We start from the raw sequence: 16,958 nt of genomic DNA, 5'->3' as shown, positions 1-16,958 counted from the left end.
TCGGAGGTTCACTCTTTCAAGATACGTCCCGCGTCCGCCACTTTTCTCTAAGTGGTTAATTAAAAGAGCATCTGGTAAGTAAAGATGTAAAAGATACTTAAACAACGGACGCGTAGCTCAGCTGGATAGAGTACCTGGCTACGAACCAGGCGGTCGGAGGTTCGAATCCTCCCGCGTCCGCCACTTCTTTTAGAAGTGAACAATCAACCGACATGTTCTAAAAAGACAGTCGGTTTTTTTGTGCCTGAAATTTGGTTAGGCGGTGATTAAGCATGAAACGTGGCTCGACAGTGTGAGGCTGCAAACCAAGCAATCGGAGGTTCACTCTTTCAAGATACGTCCCGCATCTGTCACTTCTTTTAGAAGTGAACAATCAACCGACATGTTCTAAAAAGACAGTCGGTTTTTTTGTGCCTGAAATTAGTCAAGTTGAGTAACTTAAAAGCTTATAACTTATTTAAGATCTTATCCATTGCCCAAGACGTGTGCAGGGCTGTCAAACCTGTAGAGGGATGTATACTATTGTTTAGCAAACTATCTTTCATATTTTCGACATGATGAAATTGTATATGTTTAGGATATCTGTGCTCGGTTAGTTCTTCTCCAAACTCAGTTATCAATTTAACTGTCTCATTTTGGAAAATAGAAAAGTGAATTTCTCCTTTACTGCCGTAAATGACGACCTTGTCTTGTCGCGAGAGGCTACCAAAGTTCCATGAACCAGCCCCAGTAACGCCGTTTTTATGAAGCCAGCAAGCAGAGACAGCATCTAGCGCGCTATAAAGCTGTTGCTGATTGGTTCCAATGCCTTTTACATCTAGATACTCATCAATCAAGTAAGCAAAAATATCGAGGCCATGACTCGCTAAATCGTCGAAGTAACCGCCTGGGGCAATATCGATATCTGTTCTCCAGTTATATTCACCCGAAAGGTCAATGTCATTAGCTGGTTTACAATAGTGCCAAGAAACATGTCTAACCTCACCAATTACTCCTTGATTGATGTACGTCTTAACTTTGTTAAACAGTGGGAGAGAGCGGCGGTAATAGGCTACAAATAATGGTAGTTGTTTATCCGCAAAGGCATTACAAATAACCAAGCTTTCTTCGTAGCTTGGTGATAAAGGCTTTTCAATACAGCATATCTTTCCTGCTTGAGCAACTTTTAAAGCGTAATGTAAATGGCTATCGGGTGGTGTCGCAATATAAATGGCATCAATATGTTGGTCCTGTATCATTGCCTCTGCGCTCTCATGTACATGGGGGATCTTGTGGCGCTGCGCATAGTCTAGTGCTAGCTCGTGGTTCCTGCGCATGACAGAATATACCTCAAAACCGTCGAGCTGCTGATAAGCTGGGACACTTTTGATTTCGGTTACATTTCCGCAGCCAATTACTCCCCATTTAAGTGTTCTATTGTTCATTTATCTTCCTTTTTATAATGGTGTTACAGACTTAAAGTGCAATGATGCTATTTCATTTCGCAGTTATGCTCGTAGATACTATGCGAGAAATAAGTATCACTATTGGCAATGATTGGATTTAGTTTTATAAGTTGAATGACACTGAGTACACTGTTTATTCGTGAATAGTTTCATAATGTACCTATATTTTGACAGCGCTGTCAATTTTAACTTGTCTTCCTAGATGAGTTGTTATTTTTTGATAAAATAGAGAAGTTAAAACTTCGTGAGTTTTGCCTACACTGAGCAAATAGTTGCATCTATTGAGCTTCTTAGTCATCATAATTGAAATTTCACTTGCTAAGATAGTTATGCGGTACGTACTGATTTTTATACTATTGTTATGTTCTTTTCATTCTCTGGCGATAAAAGTCGGTGCTGAGCGCTATGAGCAATACTTGCCATTATTAAAAAACCAACGCGTTGCTTTAGTCGTTAATCAAACAGCACAAACGCAAGATGGTCATCTGTTAGATAGCCTGCTAGCCAAAGGAATTGATGTACGAAAAGTATTTGCACCGGAACATGGCTTTCGGGGCGATTATGACGCGGGTGCTAACGTTAACTCAAGTCGAGACGAAAAAACCGGGTTACCCATCGTGTCTTTGTATGGTAAAAACAAAAAGCCAACAGTCGAATCTTTAACAGATATAGACGTCATTGTATTTGATATTCAAGATGTAGGTGTGCGATTTTATACTTACATAAGTACCATGCATTATGTGATGGAAGCGTCCGCTGAACACGATAAGCGCTTTATTGTTTTAGACAGGCCAAACCCAAATATTGCGTTTGTGGATGGTCCCGTGCTACAGCCTGAGTTTCGCTCATTCGTTGGGCTTCACCCCATTCCTGTATTACATGGTATGACGGTAGGAGAGCTGGCCAAAATGATAAGTGAAGAGGGGTGGCTAAAAAGCAAACATAAACTCGACCTAACGGTTGTGCCTGTTGCTCAGTACGATGCAAGTATGGAGTATGATCTACCAATTAAGCCCAGCCCAAATTTGCCAAATGCACAAGCAATCGCTTTATATCCGTCACTATGCTTTTTTGAAGCAACTCCAGTTTCTGTGGGGCGCGGTACGTCGATGCCGTTCCAGGTATTTGGCCACGATAGTGTCAAACTAGGAGCTTTTAGCTTTACTCCGTTACCTGTTGCCAGCGCAGCGACTAACCCTAAACTCAATGGTAAAGCGGCCTATGGAAATGACCTACGCAAAGTGCGAGTTAATGGATTAGATTTAACTTGGCTTCTAGCAGCATACAAAGCATTTAGTGAACAAGGTGAACCATTTTTTACTCATGCAGATTTTATGGATAAGTTGGCAGGCACTGATAAATTGCGCTTAGCGATCCTAGCAAAGCAATCTGCGATACAGATCAAGAGTAGTTGGCAGGCCGATTTAGAAGCGTTTAAACTTTTGCGTCAGCCATACTTAATCTACAAACGTTAGTTATGACGTATATCGTACATATGCTCGTTTGCACGTTCCGCGCGCTTTTGCCATCTCAAATTCGATTGTGTTAGTGCAACAAACAGTACGTCAATCAAATAACTTTGTGAAATTCGAGTCAACATAGATGCATGTCTAACAGGTTCTTCACCTATGACGTTATACAAGTTAATTGATGCCATCTCATTGAGTGGATTAACACCATAGCGAGATAAACATAATATTGGACTGTTATTGTTCTTCGCTTGTCTGGCAACTCTGAGGACAGATTTGCTGAGCCCTGAATCACTAATCGCAATTAATAAGTCATCTTTACCCATAGTAGCGATGTAACTAGCCGCTGAGAGTTCATCTGTCTGTGCGATGGCGGGCAATCCTAATTTTTGCAATTTTAAGGCGAAGTCCTGAGCCATGGTAAAGCTACCACCAACAGCATAAAGCAAAATTTTTCTCGCGGCCTTGATAACACTAATCGCGGATTCAAATTGTTTAACGTCATTGAGTTTGTGCGTTTCACTCAAAATACTTTGCTGATGTGAAAGTAATTTCTGCGCGATTAAATCAATGGGATCTGTATGAATAATATGTGAATGGACTGGTTCAGGTTGCTTTGCTTGTAGATTTAAATCATCTATAACAGCTAGTTTAAAGGCCGGAAACCCTTTATATCCAAGCTTTTGGGCAAACTTCACTACACTAGATTGACTGACCCCTGCGTGCTTTGCAAGTTCTACGGATGACAGGGCGCGAATTTTTGCACCTGAGTTAAGTGTGAAATCAGCCAACTTCGCTTCACTGCTTGAAAGGCTGGGCTTGAGCGCCTTTATTTTTACAAATGTCGACATTTCGATACTTCTTGGTTACTGAGTTGTATTCATTATAGGTTCAAATGAATGTCAGTGATAGTCGATGAAATAATTATTGTGTTTTTATCATTTTTTTTGAGTGATTCTAGGGACAAATGTTGCCAAGGTGAAGTCAAAGGTGGTAAAAGCCTTGTTTTTAATAGGGAACCCTTTAAGCTACTAAGCCATAATAAATATGACTAAACGGCTCTGCTGTAAGGGAATGTATGACCTGGTATTCAATTTTACCACCATTGATCGCAATCTTAGTGGTGTTTTGGCGTAAAGAAGTGATTTTAGCATTACTACTGGCGCTGATTTCCTCTGAATTTTTGTTGCTTATGCAACATGAAACTAGTCAACTTTTAATGACGCCTGTAAACAGTATTGAACGCATTGTTGACGTTGTTACCTCTGCTAGCAACAGTCGGATCTTACTATTTAGCCTAATTATTGGGGCTTTATTGGCTTATATAAGAGAATCTGGTGGTGTGGCAGCAACCGTTAATATATTGATGAATAAAGGCGTAGCTAAAAGCAAGAGACAGGTTGGATTGTTGACTATGTTTACCGGCACAGCGGTATTTATTGAGTCAAACATGAGTGTTTTGACCTCAGGTATCGTCTCTAGAGGACTATTTGACAAGTTTAAGATGAGCCGGGCGCGTTTGGCTTATATTATCGATAGTACAAGTGCACCTGTATGTATTTTGGTGTTACTCAATGGTTGGGGCGCGTACGTATTGGGCTTGTTAAGTAATTATGATTTAGAACAGCCTGCTGTCAGCATTTTATGGAGCAGCGTTGCCTTTAACTTCTACGCGATTATTGCCTTACTGATCGTTCTGTATACTATTGTTTTTGATAAAGTTCATGGTCCTATGAAACATGCTGAGCAGCAACTTGAAAAACAGCAGATAGAGCTCGATACTGGACCCAAGGCGAGTAAAGCACGCTTTATGTTGCTACCTTTGCTTACACTTATTGCCTCTATGGTGGCGTTCATGTTTTGGACGGGAGATGGGGTACTGGCCAATGGCAGCGGCTCCAAATCGGTTTTATATGCAACTGTGCTGGCTACGGCATTAGCCTATCTTTTATTACTCAGTGCGAAACGTTTTAGCCATCACGAATTGGTAGATGTAGGCTTTAAAGGCATGGGTGAGTTATTGCCATTGGTGAGTATTGTGTTGTTGTCGTTAACACTTGGAGCGAGTCTAAAAGAGCTGGGCACAGGTGTGTTTGTTGCCTCTTTAGTGGGTGACTATTTACCGATTTATTTAATCGTACCCGTGCTGTTTTTAGCGGGTGCTATTATGTCGTTTACGACAGGCACGTCTTGGGGAACTTTTGCCATACTCATACCAATTGGCGTCCCCTTAATTCAAGCGCTAGGGTTACCACCTGCGTTAGTGCTCGGCGCTATCTTAAGTGGCGGTATTTTTGGTGACCACTGTTCGCCTATTTCAGATACCAGTGCGGTGTCAGCACTGGCATCGGGATGTGACTTGCTAACGCATGTTAAAACACAGCTGCCTTATGCGCTGGTTGGTGGTGCACTATCATTGGTGTGCTTCTTTGTCGCCAGTGTGATAATGATCTAACCACAGGTTGTTGAATCATTGTTCTCAAGGGCAGATAAGCTAACTAGCTGTCCTTGAGCATTTCTTTTGAATGCCAACAAGGTACCTACTTGATTGGTTTGATAATCATTTTGCTGCGTAATCTGCGCAATGAGCTCCGTACTTATTTCCAGCAAAGTTTGTTGCTGACAGTCAGCAATAAACCAAGTATCGGTTTGTTTTTCTATCAGCCTGCCCTGTGTTGCATACACTTGGCTTAGGTTGTCTTTAGCTGCTTGCATCGCATTATCTAGTTGTTGCTTTTGTGATATTAAAGCGCGGTTGTATTGACCCTGTTGCAGTGTATGTATCTCAACTTGCTGATATTTTTCAAAGTTTAGCGCGTATAAAGGTTGGCTATTTGGCGAAGAGTCAGTAAATAGTAAATAAGCGAGGAATATCGCTGCAAGGCTCGCAAACGCCCATTGCATACGTGGCCACAAAGGCGGAGTCTTACTTGACCTACATTGTTTCTTCAATTGATTGATTTGTGCTTGGCTGAGTCTATTTTGCTGCTTTTGCTTGCTAAATTCTGCCTTGAGCTGTTTATTCAATTGCTCATCATTCATGAGTTTCTCCAATTGCATCTTTGAGCCGTTGCTTGGCGTACCGTATCCGAGTTTTTATGGTCTCTACATTGCTGTGTGTGATCTCGGCTATTTCTTTCAATGTAAAGCCTTCCAACTGTAAAGACAGGGCTTCTTTTAATAAAAATGGTAATTGCGCAATAGCTTGATTTAAAGAAGTATGTTCTTGAACAATGGGCGTTGATTCTAGCAAGCTTATGTCGTCAACGCAGACTAAGCGCTGTTGTTTTCTAAGCTCATCTATCAGGGCATTGCGTGCCACAGTAAAAAGCCAAGCCTTAGGAGTCTGTTGCTGGCGGTATAGATGTTTTTTCTCCATCGTGAGTAGCCAAGTTTTTTGGCATAAATCCTGAGCCAGAACCGCATTGCTTTGACTGGATAAAAAGTAATATAAATCTTGGCTATAACTATCTATTAGCTGCTCTAAATATTTACTATCACCGCTGTGTTTGTAGGCATAGAGCGCATCATGTGTAACTTCATTATTGTTTAACCACGACTTTAGGGCTATTAGCATAGGCACTCTCTTAAGGGGATATCCCCCAGCTAAATACTACTGAGCTAGTTTGAACTCTAGCACAACACTTTGATTGTTTTGTACAACTGCTTGACCATTCTCAACCTTAGGACGGTACTTCCAGCGTTTTAATGCTGCGATGGCAGCGCGATCGAAGGTTCGCTTAGGTTTTGCGTCTGTAACGTTTATATTGATAACTTCACCGGACGTAGAGATAGAAAAACTTAGTTGCACCCAGCCCTCAAGGCCATCTCTTGCTGCGTCTATGGGATATTTCGGCTCGCTTCTAACGATTGGCGTAGCCTCTTGCCTTTGCTCAGCAAAGGTTGGGTCCGTGATTTTAACATTATTTGTTGGCACTTCTGGGACAAAAGGGATACCGGGAGTCAGCGTTGGTTCCAATGCTGGCTCTGCCACTAAACGTGGTGGCGGAGGCTGTATTTTGGGAGGTTCAGGCAATTTGTTTTTTTCCTCAAAGGGAGTGTCCTCTTTAAGTTGCGGCAGTTCCACAATTATTGCTGGAGTAGATTGAGGTACCCGAACGTTATCTTGTGCTATTAGATTGTGCATAAAAACAAATGCAGCACCTGTCATCAGTGCGCCACCGGCCACAGCACTAGATAATTTAGCATAGTTTATATTGTCTTTTTGATATTCAATTGCTTGCATAATGGCACCTGTCAGTATGTTTCTTTTTCTAATACAACGGTTCAGGTCAACAAAAGGGGTGAATATTTTTTTAAAATTTTTTTTGTGCTCAGATCACGATACAATGAAACCCTGTTTTTTAGGGGTTACTATGCAGTTACAAAAAATTGATAAGGCACGTTATCGCAGTCATCTAAATAAGGTGATATTTGCATGTATTGTTTGTTTAACGGCGGGGAGTTTGGGGATCTCACAGGCCTTGATCGCACTCTTTCCTGATCAAGATGGTAGTCACTTTCACTGGAACCTGCTTGGTGTTGTAACAAGTGCACTGGTGATTGGCTGGTTGCTTAACAAATTTCGCGCTCATCCATTTATGTATGAAGTCGTTTATGTATGGGATCTCAAGCAAGCGCTTAACAGAGTAACTCGCAAGATGCCCAAGGTTAAAAAAGCAGCTCATCAAGGAGATGTGGATGCGATGTTAGCCATGCAATTTAGTTATAGCGGCTCAAAGCAATTATGGGAGCTTGATGACAACACAATTACTCTAGAAGACTTGGGTATATGGCAGGCTGAGTTGGACTCATTGGCGGCTCAATATCAGGCCAAGTTAGATATTCAACAATATGATGAGGCGATACTGAAAAAATTTTAGGCGGTGATAAGCAGAAGTGGCGCTTGTTTTTCTAAATTTAGGCTCCATATCTATGTCATCAATACAATGATGTGATATTATAACACTTATCTATTTTTAAGGTCTTAATTAAGTCGTGGCAGAAGTAAGAGCAAGAGTTCAGTTAAATGTAGGGCAATACAGTCATATTCCTGCAGAGATAGTTTCTTTTAGTGGCCTTAAAGATGGTCAGGAACATGTTGCGCTGATTTTTAACAAGGCGGATAGTACACAGGCAGTCCCCTTAATTCGTATGCACTCCGAATGTTTAACTGGCGATGTGTTTCATTCATCTCGTTGTGATTGCGGTGAGCAGCTAAACGAGTGTATCGAGAGTATGCACCACCAAGGTGGCGTGCTTCTTTATTTGCGCCAAGAAGGTCGCGGTATTGGCCTTTACAACAAAATTGACGCTTATGTGTTGCAATCGCAGGGTATGAATACCTATGAAGCGAATAACCACCTAGGCTTTGCTGATGATTTAAGAGATTTTTCAGACGCAGTATTGATGCTCAATGCGCTTGGTTTGAGCAAAGTTAAGTTGATGACAAACAATCCAAATAAACTTAACGCGCTACGTGATTCAGGCATTGAAGTAGAGGCAGTTGTAGGTACTCAAGCACACATCAAAGCAGGCCACGTAGGCAACCGTAGCTACCTAGAAACGAAAGTAAAACATGGTTCACACATGTTGGACATAAAAAAGATTTCTAAGCCCAAATAAAATATGGGTTAAGGTGTTTGTAAAGTGCGACCAGTTGGTCGCATTTTGCGTTCTAATAGGTATAATCACAGAGTTTTTACAAGCATAGAGTTAACATGTCAGCCAAGTTTAGAGTGTTTAAAGCAGCGATGGGCGTTCAGTGGTTAAAAGCTGGATGGGAGATTTTTAAAATGCAGCCCATGACCTTTATTATGATGTATGTATTTATGGTAGCGGTTGCGTTGAGTCCGTTGGTTGCTCCGCCGTTACAATTAATTGCAGCATTTGCAGCTCCGTTTCTTACGGCTGGGTTTTACATGGCTGTATTGAGTAAGCAGCAAGGACAAGTCATTTCTCTTGCCAGTATACTTGGTGCATTTTCAGCTAAAGGGCGACGTTTACACTTGTTTCGCTTAGGGCTTTATCAGCTAGGTGTAGTTATCCTCCTGACTTGGGGGGCTGGTATTTTATTCGAAGAGGCTCTGAGCATCATGCAAAATGCCTCTCCAGAGCAATCACCTGAAGTATTGATTAGCAGTATATTAGCAACCATTTCAATGACTGATGTCATACTGTTCTTTATTGCTCATTCGATAAACATTATGGCATTTGCGTACGCATTACCTATTGTTTTCTTTCAGGGGGAGACACGAATTACTAAAGCGTTGGGATTGTCATTGAAAGTTTTCTACTCAAACATGGCTTCGCTCGGTGTATATGGTTTATTGATTACGCTATTGGTGTTGGCTTCAGTACCATTAAGCATGATCCCGCTGTTGGTGGTGATGCCTATCGCTTACATCAGCTTTTTTGTTTCCTATCAGGCTATTTTTATCGAGCAGCAAGCTGACTCAGATGACACAAAGCGAGATATTATACATAAGCCTGAAGATTCAGGGCGCTTTGACGCATAATGGATGAACAGGAACAGCAAAAATTAAAAAATTACGTACTTTGGCTGCTAGGCAGACAAGAGTACTCTAAAAAAATGCTTATCCAGAAGCTCAAAGCTAAAGGTGCAGATGAAACGTTTATAGAAAAGTTACTCGCTTGGTGCGAATCACTTGGCTATATAGATGAAAATCGGTATTGTGAGAGCTTTTTAAGAGCACAGATAAATAAAGGCTTGGGACTTAAAAGAGTACTGAGCGACGCGGGTAACAAGGGGGTTGATCGAGCCCGTTTGATACAGCTTGTTGAAACACAGGAAATAGACTGGTTTGAACTAGCACAACAAGCATATCTTCGTAAGTATGCGACAACCCCGGAAAAACTCGATTATAAAGAAAAAGCAAAGCGTATACGCTACATGATGTACCGTGGCTTTAGCTATGAAGAAATAGATTTTGCAATGCAAGCAGCAACAATGGGTGAATAATCACATGCAGCACATGACTACCGCACAGATCAGGCAAGCGTTTTTAGACTTTTTTGCCAAACAACAACACCAAGTTGTGCCTTCAAGCTCGTTGATCCCGGGCAATGATGCCACTTTGTTATTTAACAATGCGGGTATGGTGCAATTTAAAGATGTTTTTCTTGGGGCAGAAAGCCGTCCTTACAACAGAGCAACTAGCTCACAACGTTGTGTACGTGCCGGTGGTAAGCATAATGACTTAGAAAATGTGGGCTATACAGCGCGTCATCACACGTTCTTCGAAATGCTTGGTAACTTTAGTTTTGGTGATTACTTTAAACAAGATGCCATCAAGTTTGCTTGGCAGTTTTTAACTGAAGTATTACAGCTACCAAAAGAAAAGCTGCTAGTAACTATATATCACACCGATGACGAAGCTTTTGATATTTGGAACAAAGAAGTGGGAATGCCTGAAGATCGCATCGTACGTATTGATACGGCGGATAACTTCTGGTCTATGGGTGATACAGGACCATGTGGCCCTTGTTCTGAAATTTTCTACGATCACGGCGAGCACATATGGGGTGGTCGCCCTGGCACACCTGAAGAAGATGGTGACCGCTTTATTGAGATCTGGAACCTGGTATTTATGCAATATAACCGTCATGCCGATGGCACGATGGAGCCGCTGCCTAAGCAGTCTGTGGATACCGGCATGGGTCTTGAGCGTATCTCCGCGATCATGCAAGGTGTGCATTCAAACTATGAGATTGACCTGTTCCAAGGTTTGATTAAAGCAGCAGCAGATGTAACCAATGCACAAGACCTTGAAGACAAATCATTACGTGTTGTAGCTGATCACATTCGTTCATGTGCATTCTTAGTATCTGATGGTGTAATGCCATCTAACGAAGGACGTGGTTATGTGCTTCGTCGTATTATTCGCCGCGCTGTTCGTCATGGCAACAAGCTAGGTGCAAACGGTGCGTTTTTCTACAAGTTGGTAGCGGCACTCATTGAACAAATGGGTCAGGCGTATCCTGAACTTGCTAAACAGCAAGCTATTATTGAAAAAGTATTGCGTATCGAAGAAGAGCAGTTTGGCAAAACACTAGAGCGTGGCTTGGCTATTTTGGAAGAAAGCCTTGCTGATATCAAAGGGGATGTGATCCCAGGTGAGTTGGTATTTAAACTGTATGACACCTATGGTTTCCCAGCGGATTTAACCGCTGATGTGGCTCGCGAGCGTTTCATGACGATTGACGAGCAGGGCTTCCAAGAATGTATGGAAGTTCAGCGTAAAAAGGCGCAGCAAGCGGGTAAGTTTGGTGCTGACTATAACGAACAACTGAAATCAGAAAAAACCACAGACTTTAAAGGGTATGATTCAGAGCATTATACTGGCACTGTGGTTGAGTTATTCTACGAAGGTAAGCCTGTATCGGTGCTACAAGATGGTCAACAGGGTATTGTCGTGCTTGACCGTACACCTTTCTATGCTGAGTCAGGTGGTCAGGTTGGTGATACAGGTTCGTTAACAGTGACCGGCGGTGAGTTTAGCGTGACGGATACAACTAAGTTGGGTAATGCATTTGCCCATCATGGCACCGTGAGCGGAACTATCAGCCTTAACGAAAAAGTAGATGCTCGCATTGATATACAGCGTCGTGAAAGCATAAAGAAAAACCATACTGCAACACACTTAGTACACGAAGCTCTGCGTCAGGTATTGGGTGAGCATGTGGCACAGAAGGGCTCTTTAGTGATGCCTGATCGTTTGCGTTTCGACTTCTCACACTTTGAAGGCGTAACCAAAGCGCAGCTTCGTGAAGTGGAAGATATGGTTAATGCCCAGATCCGCAGCAACTTTGCGCTCAACACTGAACTCATGGACATTGATGCCGCTAAAGAGAAAGGCGCTATGGCACTGTTTGGCGAAAAGTATGACGATGAAGTACGCGTAGTTTCAATTGGTGACTATTCAATTGAATTATGTGGTGGTACGCACGTAAACCGTGCGGGTGACATCGGTTTGTTCAAAATTGTTTCTGAAGGCGGTATCGCCGCAGGTGTGCGTCGTATTGAAGCGGTGACAGGAGTGGAAGCTGTTAACTATGTTGCTGAGCAGGAACAGCAATTAAATGAAATTGCGGCACTGGTAAAAGGTGACATGAATAATGTGTTGGAAAAAGTCACCAGCTTACTTGAAAAGAACAAAGTACTAGAAAAGCAAATTTCGCAACTGAATGATAAATTAGCCAGTGCGGCAGGTGCGTCACTGTTGGAATCAGCCATTGAGGTTAATGGCATCAAGCTATTGGTTGCGAATGTGGCAGGTACTGAATCTAAAGCGCTACGCGGTATGGTTGATGATTTGAAGAACAAGATGGGCTCTGGTGTAATTGCTTTAGGCGTTGCCAATGGGGACAAAGTGAGCCTGATAGCTGGTGTTACCAAAGACCTAGTTGGTAAGGTTAAAGCTGGCGAGTTGGTAAATCACATGGCAGCACAAGTCGGTGGTAAAGGGGGGGGCCGTCCTGATATGGCTCAAGCTGGTGGTTGTGAACCTCAGCACCTTGATACTGCATTAGCAAGCGTTAATCAATGGGTTGCAGAGAAAACTCAGTAACTCGTGGCGTTAATCGTTCAAAAATTTGGTGGCACCTCAGTAGGCTCGTTAGAGCGTATTGAGGCTGTCGCTGAACTCGTCATCAAGACCCAGCAACAAGGCCATCAGGTGGTGGTTGTTGTGTCAGCCATGTCTGGTGAAACCAATCGTTTATTAAACCTAGCCAAACAAATAGATAGTGCACCGAGCGCACGAGAGTTAGATGTACTTTTAACGACTGGTGAGCAAGTAAGCGTGGCGCTATTGGCAATGGCAATTATTAAGCGTGGCCACTCTGCGGTTAGTCTGCTTGCGGATCAAGTGTGTATCAAAACGGACAATATGTTTGGCCGCGCTCGAGTGGAGCACATTGATACTCAGCGGTTAGTGCAAGAATTAGAACATAATCGGATCACTATAATAGCGGGCTTCCAAGGTCGTGACAGTGAAGGCAATATCACCACATTAGGGCGCGGAGGTACGGATACTACAGCTGTAGAGATAGCGGGTGTTTTACAAGCCGACGAGTGTCAAATATATACCGATGTAGATGGCGTTTACACCGCCGATCCTAGGGTTGTTACCAATGCTCATAGGTTAGCTGAAATACACTTTGCAGAAATGCTAGAACTGGCAAGTCTGGGTGCTAAAGTATTGCACCAACGTTCGGTGGAAGCTGCCAGTCGTTATCAAATCCCGTTACGGGTGTTATCAAGTTTTAAGCCCGACAAAGGGACGTTGATAAGCTATAAGGAAGGATGTGTGGCAAATAATCCTGTAACAGGCATAGCCAATCAAGAAGCGGTTCTGTATAAATTCAGCACGAGTGATGTGAAAACCGTTAGTCAGTTGTTGATGGCATTGGCAAAACTACAGATTGAAGTAGATATGTTACATCAATCGTATCGCCAAGTAGGGATTTTCGACTATGCTTTTACTGTGCATAGCAATGATCACCTAGATGTATTGGAGGTATTGCAGTCTTCGCCATTTGCACAGGATATCAACGAAATGACATTTGAGCAGGGCTTAGTAAAAGTATCTGTGGTTGGCTTGGGTGTAAAGTCTCACCCAGAAGTGCTTGCGCAAACTTTAGATGCGTTAGCGTATGAAGATATTTATCCCAAGTTAATGAGCACAACCGAAATAAAGGCTTCGTTTTTAGTGGCAGGATCTGACTTACAACGTGTTGTTAATCGGTTGCATGTAACATTTTTGCCTTAAAGTGCAACGAAGTACTGTTTTTTTGCTTACTTTTACGCTCACTTTTCATTAAAATGGCGAAGACGCGGAATCTTTTAATTATTGGAATACAGGAGCAAGAGAATGCTAATACTAACTCGTCGAGTAGGTGAAACCCTCATGATTGGTGATGAAGTTACCGTTACAGTACTGGGCGTAAAAGGTAACCAGGTGCGTATTGGTGTAAATGCACCAAAAGATGTGTCAGTACATCGTGAAGAAATTTATATGCGTATACAAGCTGAGAAGTCGAGCCCTTCGACCGGTAATATGTAAGCCACTAGCTTGTAAAGAAATATAGCCACGCAGTGGCTATATTTTTGTCTTTTCTAAAATAAAATCAAATGCTTGCTTACTAATTGCTGCCTGAGAAATATACTGCATTCCTCGCTTTGTTTTTAAGACAATTCCTTTATCAGTTTGTTGCGCCTGTATTATCTCATGCCACAAAAACTGATACTGTTTATACGGGTTAACTGCTTTTATTCCTTCATCATCTATATGTAAAACCACTAAACTCCCAGCGGCTCTGCTAATCATTTGTCTTGCTACCCACCAGGGTTTTCGATAAATGAAAGCGATGACCTCAAGCACAGCCATTAGAGCTAGAAAGCTCGCCAAATACTGATTATTAACCACCACCCATGACAGAACTGCCAACACTATTAGAAATACTAATAGAGAATATTTGGGTTTTGCTCTATCACTCAAAGGCAGTGATTCATCAAAACACTCTCTAAAGTATTCCCTGTCTAGGGTGAATTTCTCGGTGAACATTAAGCACTCCAAATTATCTTAAACGCGGCTATTGTAGCTTATTGCGCTAGGTAAAACAGTCTATAGAAAACAATCCGATCACGTATAACACGGAGTGTTTTAGTGAAGTTTTGGTATGACCAATTTATCTGTAAATAAAAGGTTGGCTTTGGGTGGGTGTTGATATCCTCAAAAGTGATATTGTGCATCACTATTTTGAATATTTTTCATATTTATAGCAATAATGTGACGCATATTTGACGGTTATTTGTGTAAGTTACTGAAAATGTTTGTGTAGTTTGTTTGGTATTACCAATTTACAATGTTATTTACATGTCACATTGTTTTGTTATGATGGAGTATAAATATTTATAAGAACAATCAGTCAACCGTGGTGTGTTGCCAAAACACATGACGCAGGGGAGAGCAGCATGGATATCATGAGCCTACTACTACAAGCAGCTAACTTGATGCTGACGGGGATGGTCGGGGTATTTGTCTTTTTGTCGATTTTAATTTTCGCAGTGAAGAGTTTGGAAAAACTATCAGACCCCCAATTGCCAGAAGAAGTCGCAACACGCACACCTAAAAAGTCTTTTTCAGGTGTTTCAAATGCTCATATTGCAGCAATCACAGCAGCCATTGCACAGTACAGAACAAAAAAATAACAGGGGTCAACTATGTCACAACTTAAACTCACCGAGCTAGTATTACGTGATGCGCACCAATCGTTACTCGCAACACGTATGCGTTTAGAGGATATGCTACCAATTGCAGAGCAACTCGATAAAGCAGGTTATTGGTCTGTCGAGTCATGGGGAGGTGCGACGTTTGATTCTTGTATTCGCTACCTAGGTGAAGATCCTTGGCACAGAATTCGTGCCTTGAAAGAAGCCATGCCTAACACCAAACAACAGATGTTGTTACGTGGTCAAAACCTGCTGGGGTACCGTCACTACGCAGATGATGTGGTAGAGAAGTTTGTACAGCGAGCGCATCAAAATGGTGTAGATGTATTTCGTATTTTTGATGCAATGAATGATATTCGCAACCTTGAAACAGCTATCAAAGCTGCAATTAAAGTTGGCGCGCACGCCCAAGGAACCATTTCATATACTGTAAGTCCTGTCCACACTCTAGATATGTGGCTAGAGCAAGCCAAGAAACTCGAAGCAATGGGATGCCACTCTATTTGTATTAAGGATATGGCTGGATTATTAAAACCGTATGATGCTGAGCAGCTGATCAGTGGGCTCAAAAGTACGGTGTCGATTCCAATTGCAATGCAATGCCATGCTACAACGGGCCTAAGTACAGCAACTTACCAAAAAGCCATTGATGCTGGAATCGATATGCTAGATACCGCAATTTCATCAATGAGTATGACTTATGGTCACAGTGCCACCGAAACCATTGTTGCAATTACCGAGGGGACCGCACGCGATACAGGTTTGGACCTAGCAGGGCTGGAAAATATTGCCAGTTACTTCAGAGAGGTTCGTAAGAAGTATGCGGCGTTTGAAGGTAGCTTAAAAGGGGTTGATGGGCGCATTCTACTAGCGCAGGTTCCTGGCGGCATGTTAACTAACATGGAAAACCAGTTAAAAGAACAAGGTGCCCAAGACAAGCTAGATGCAGTTTTGAAAGAGATCCCCAACGTACGTGAAGATTTAGGTTTCTTGCCTTTGGTAACGCCAACATCGCAGATAGTTGGTACACAAGCTGTTTTGAACGTGCTTACCGGTGAGCGTTATAAGACCATCACAAAAGAAACAGCGGGTGTACTCAAAGGCGAGTATGGTGCAACACCTGCTCAAGTGAACTCAGAGCTGCAACTTCGTGTACTTGATGGTGCGCAAGCAATTACTTGTCGTCCAGCAGATTTGCTTGAACCAGAGCTTGAGAGCCTTGAAACAGAGCTACAAAAATTAGCACAAGAAGATGGTATTGAGCTGGCAGATGCTCAAATAGACGATGTGTTGACTTATGCACTGTTCCCTCAAGTTGGTCTGAAGTTCTTAAAAAATAGAAACAACCCTGATGCGTTTGAACCCAAGCCTAGTTTAGTAAAAGCAGCCAGTGAGAACGAATCAAATACTGCACAACCTGCCAAGAAACCGACAAGCACGGCTGAGCGTTACAGTGTACAAGTAGACGGCAAAGTCTATGACGTTGTTGTGGCCCCTGGTGGAGAGCTTAAAGAGGTAAAAGTGCAAGATAGTGAACTAATGCCGCAATCGGCCTCGGTTAGCTCATCAGAAACCATGAACGCACCGCTTGCGGGCAACATCTTTAAGATCAAGGTAAAAGCGGGCGATCAGGTAGAAAAAGGTGATGTTGTCCTGATCATGGAAGCAATGAAAATGGAAACCGAAGTCAGAGCAACACATTCAGGCACAGTGTCTCAAGTATTAGTCAAAGAAGGCGACTCGGTAGCGACCGGTGAAGCCATTCTGGCGTTGTCATAGGAGAGTGGC

At 42.4% G+C, this 16,958-nt stretch carries 17 protein-coding genes and 1 tRNA gene; 12 read left to right on the top strand and 6 right to left on the bottom strand.

Annotated elements, in window-relative coordinates:
- Positions 1-106: 106 nt before the first annotated feature.
- Positions 107-183 (top strand) — tRNA-Arg (locus BIW53_RS10450).
- Between the two features lie 263 nt (positions 184-446).
- Here BIW53_RS10450 and BIW53_RS10445 read toward each other — a convergent pair.
- Positions 447-1,424, bottom strand: coding sequence for a Gfo/Idh/MocA family protein (locus BIW53_RS10445; protein WP_070991815.1), 978 nt, complete (start codon positions 1,422-1,424; stop codon positions 447-449).
- Between the two features lie 350 nt (positions 1,425-1,774).
- On the opposite strand from BIW53_RS10445, the gene BIW53_RS10440 reads away from it, so the two are divergent.
- Entirely contained in the window at positions 1,775-2,920 is a 1,146-nt protein-coding gene (locus tag BIW53_RS10440; protein ID WP_070991814.1) for an exo-beta-N-acetylmuramidase NamZ family protein, read from the top strand.
- On the opposite strand, the gene BIW53_RS10435 is transcribed toward BIW53_RS10440, so the two are convergent.
- Positions 2,917-3,765 carry a MurR/RpiR family transcriptional regulator gene (locus BIW53_RS10435; protein ID WP_070991813.1) on the bottom strand — a complete coding sequence of 283 codons (849 nt, stop codon included), beginning with the start codon at positions 3,763-3,765 and terminating at the stop codon, positions 2,917-2,919. The genes BIW53_RS10440 and BIW53_RS10435 overlap by 4 nt on opposite strands.
- Before the next feature lie 227 nt (positions 3,766-3,992).
- Between BIW53_RS10435 and BIW53_RS10430 the strand changes: the two genes are divergently transcribed.
- A complete protein-coding gene (locus tag BIW53_RS10430; protein ID WP_070991812.1) occupies positions 3,993-5,369 on the top strand; it encodes a Na+/H+ antiporter NhaC family protein in 1,377 nt (458 codons plus the stop codon).
- On the opposite strand, the gene BIW53_RS10425 is transcribed toward BIW53_RS10430, so the two are convergent.
- Genes BIW53_RS10425 through BIW53_RS10415 form a run of 3 tightly spaced genes read right to left on the bottom strand, consistent with a single transcriptional unit; the run spans position 5,366 to position 7,160 of the window.
- The gene (locus tag BIW53_RS10425; RefSeq protein WP_070991811.1) at positions 5,366-5,956 is read right to left on the bottom strand and encodes a hypothetical protein; all 591 of its coding nucleotides are present in this window, start codon (positions 5,954-5,956) and stop codon (positions 5,366-5,368) included. The genes BIW53_RS10430 and BIW53_RS10425 overlap by 4 nt on opposite strands.
- A complete protein-coding gene (locus tag BIW53_RS10420; RefSeq protein WP_070991810.1) occupies positions 5,949-6,491 on the bottom strand; it encodes an RNA polymerase sigma factor in 543 nt (180 codons plus the stop codon). The genes BIW53_RS10425 and BIW53_RS10420 overlap by 8 nt, the downstream gene beginning before the upstream one ends.
- 36 nt (positions 6,492-6,527) lie before the next feature.
- Positions 6,528-7,160, bottom strand: a complete 633-nt coding sequence (locus BIW53_RS10415) for an energy transducer TonB (RefSeq protein ID WP_070991809.1) — start codon at positions 7,158-7,160, stop codon at positions 6,528-6,530.
- A gap of 130 nt (positions 7,161-7,290) precedes the next feature.
- On the opposite strand from BIW53_RS10415, the gene BIW53_RS10410 reads away from it, so the two are divergent.
- From BIW53_RS10410 to csrA, 7 genes are all read left to right on the top strand, one after another.
- Positions 7,291-7,797, top strand: coding sequence for a DUF3087 domain-containing protein (locus BIW53_RS10410; protein WP_070991808.1), 507 nt, complete (start codon positions 7,291-7,293; stop codon positions 7,795-7,797).
- A gap of 115 nt (positions 7,798-7,912) precedes the next feature.
- Complete coding sequence (locus BIW53_RS10405; RefSeq protein WP_070991807.1) at positions 7,913-8,539, top strand: GTP cyclohydrolase II; 627 nt, start codon at positions 7,913-7,915, stop codon at positions 8,537-8,539.
- Positions 8,540-8,634: 95 nt separating this feature from the next.
- Positions 8,635-9,432 (top strand): BPSS1780 family membrane protein, encoded by a 798-nt coding sequence (locus BIW53_RS10400; protein ID WP_070991806.1) that lies wholly within the window; start codon positions 8,635-8,637, stop codon positions 9,430-9,432.
- On the top strand, positions 9,432-9,896 hold the full coding sequence (locus BIW53_RS10395) for a regulatory protein RecX (RefSeq protein ID WP_070991805.1): 465 nt from the start codon (positions 9,432-9,434) through the stop codon (positions 9,894-9,896). The genes BIW53_RS10400 and BIW53_RS10395 overlap by 1 nt, the downstream gene beginning before the upstream one ends.
- A 4-nt stretch (positions 9,897-9,900) precedes the next feature.
- A complete protein-coding gene (gene alaS, locus BIW53_RS10390) occupies positions 9,901-12,504 on the top strand; it encodes an alanine--tRNA ligase (protein ID WP_070991827.1) in 2,604 nt (867 codons plus the stop codon).
- 3 nt (positions 12,505-12,507) lie between these two features.
- On the top strand, positions 12,508-13,707 hold the full coding sequence (locus BIW53_RS10385; RefSeq protein WP_070991804.1) for an aspartate kinase: 1,200 nt from the start codon (positions 12,508-12,510) through the stop codon (positions 13,705-13,707).
- Positions 13,708-13,809: 102 nt separating this feature from the next.
- A complete protein-coding gene (csrA, locus tag BIW53_RS10380) occupies positions 13,810-14,001 on the top strand; it encodes a carbon storage regulator CsrA (protein WP_070991803.1) in 192 nt (63 codons plus the stop codon).
- A 36-nt stretch (positions 14,002-14,037) separates the two neighbouring features.
- Here csrA and BIW53_RS10375 read toward each other — a convergent pair whose 3' ends face one another.
- Entirely contained in the window at positions 14,038-14,502 is a 465-nt protein-coding gene (locus BIW53_RS10375; RefSeq protein ID WP_070991802.1) for a YcxB family protein, read from the bottom strand.
- A 410-nt stretch (positions 14,503-14,912) separates the two neighbouring features.
- Between BIW53_RS10375 and BIW53_RS10370 the strand changes: the two genes are divergently transcribed.
- Positions 14,913-15,149, top strand: coding sequence for an OadG family protein (locus BIW53_RS10370; protein ID WP_070991801.1), 237 nt, complete (start codon positions 14,913-14,915; stop codon positions 15,147-15,149).
- A gap of 12 nt (positions 15,150-15,161) precedes the next feature.
- Positions 15,162-16,949, top strand: a complete 1,788-nt coding sequence (gene oadA, locus BIW53_RS10365) for a sodium-extruding oxaloacetate decarboxylase subunit alpha (RefSeq protein WP_070991800.1) — start codon at positions 15,162-15,164, stop codon at positions 16,947-16,949.
- Positions 16,950-16,958 lie beyond the last annotated feature (9 nt).

The organism is Pseudoalteromonas byunsanensis, from assembly GCF_001854475.1.
GTDB classification, from domain to species: domain Bacteria; phylum Pseudomonadota; class Gammaproteobacteria; order Enterobacterales; family Alteromonadaceae; genus Pseudoalteromonas; species Pseudoalteromonas byunsanensis.
This window is presented reverse-complemented; position numbering and strand designations above follow the sequence as displayed.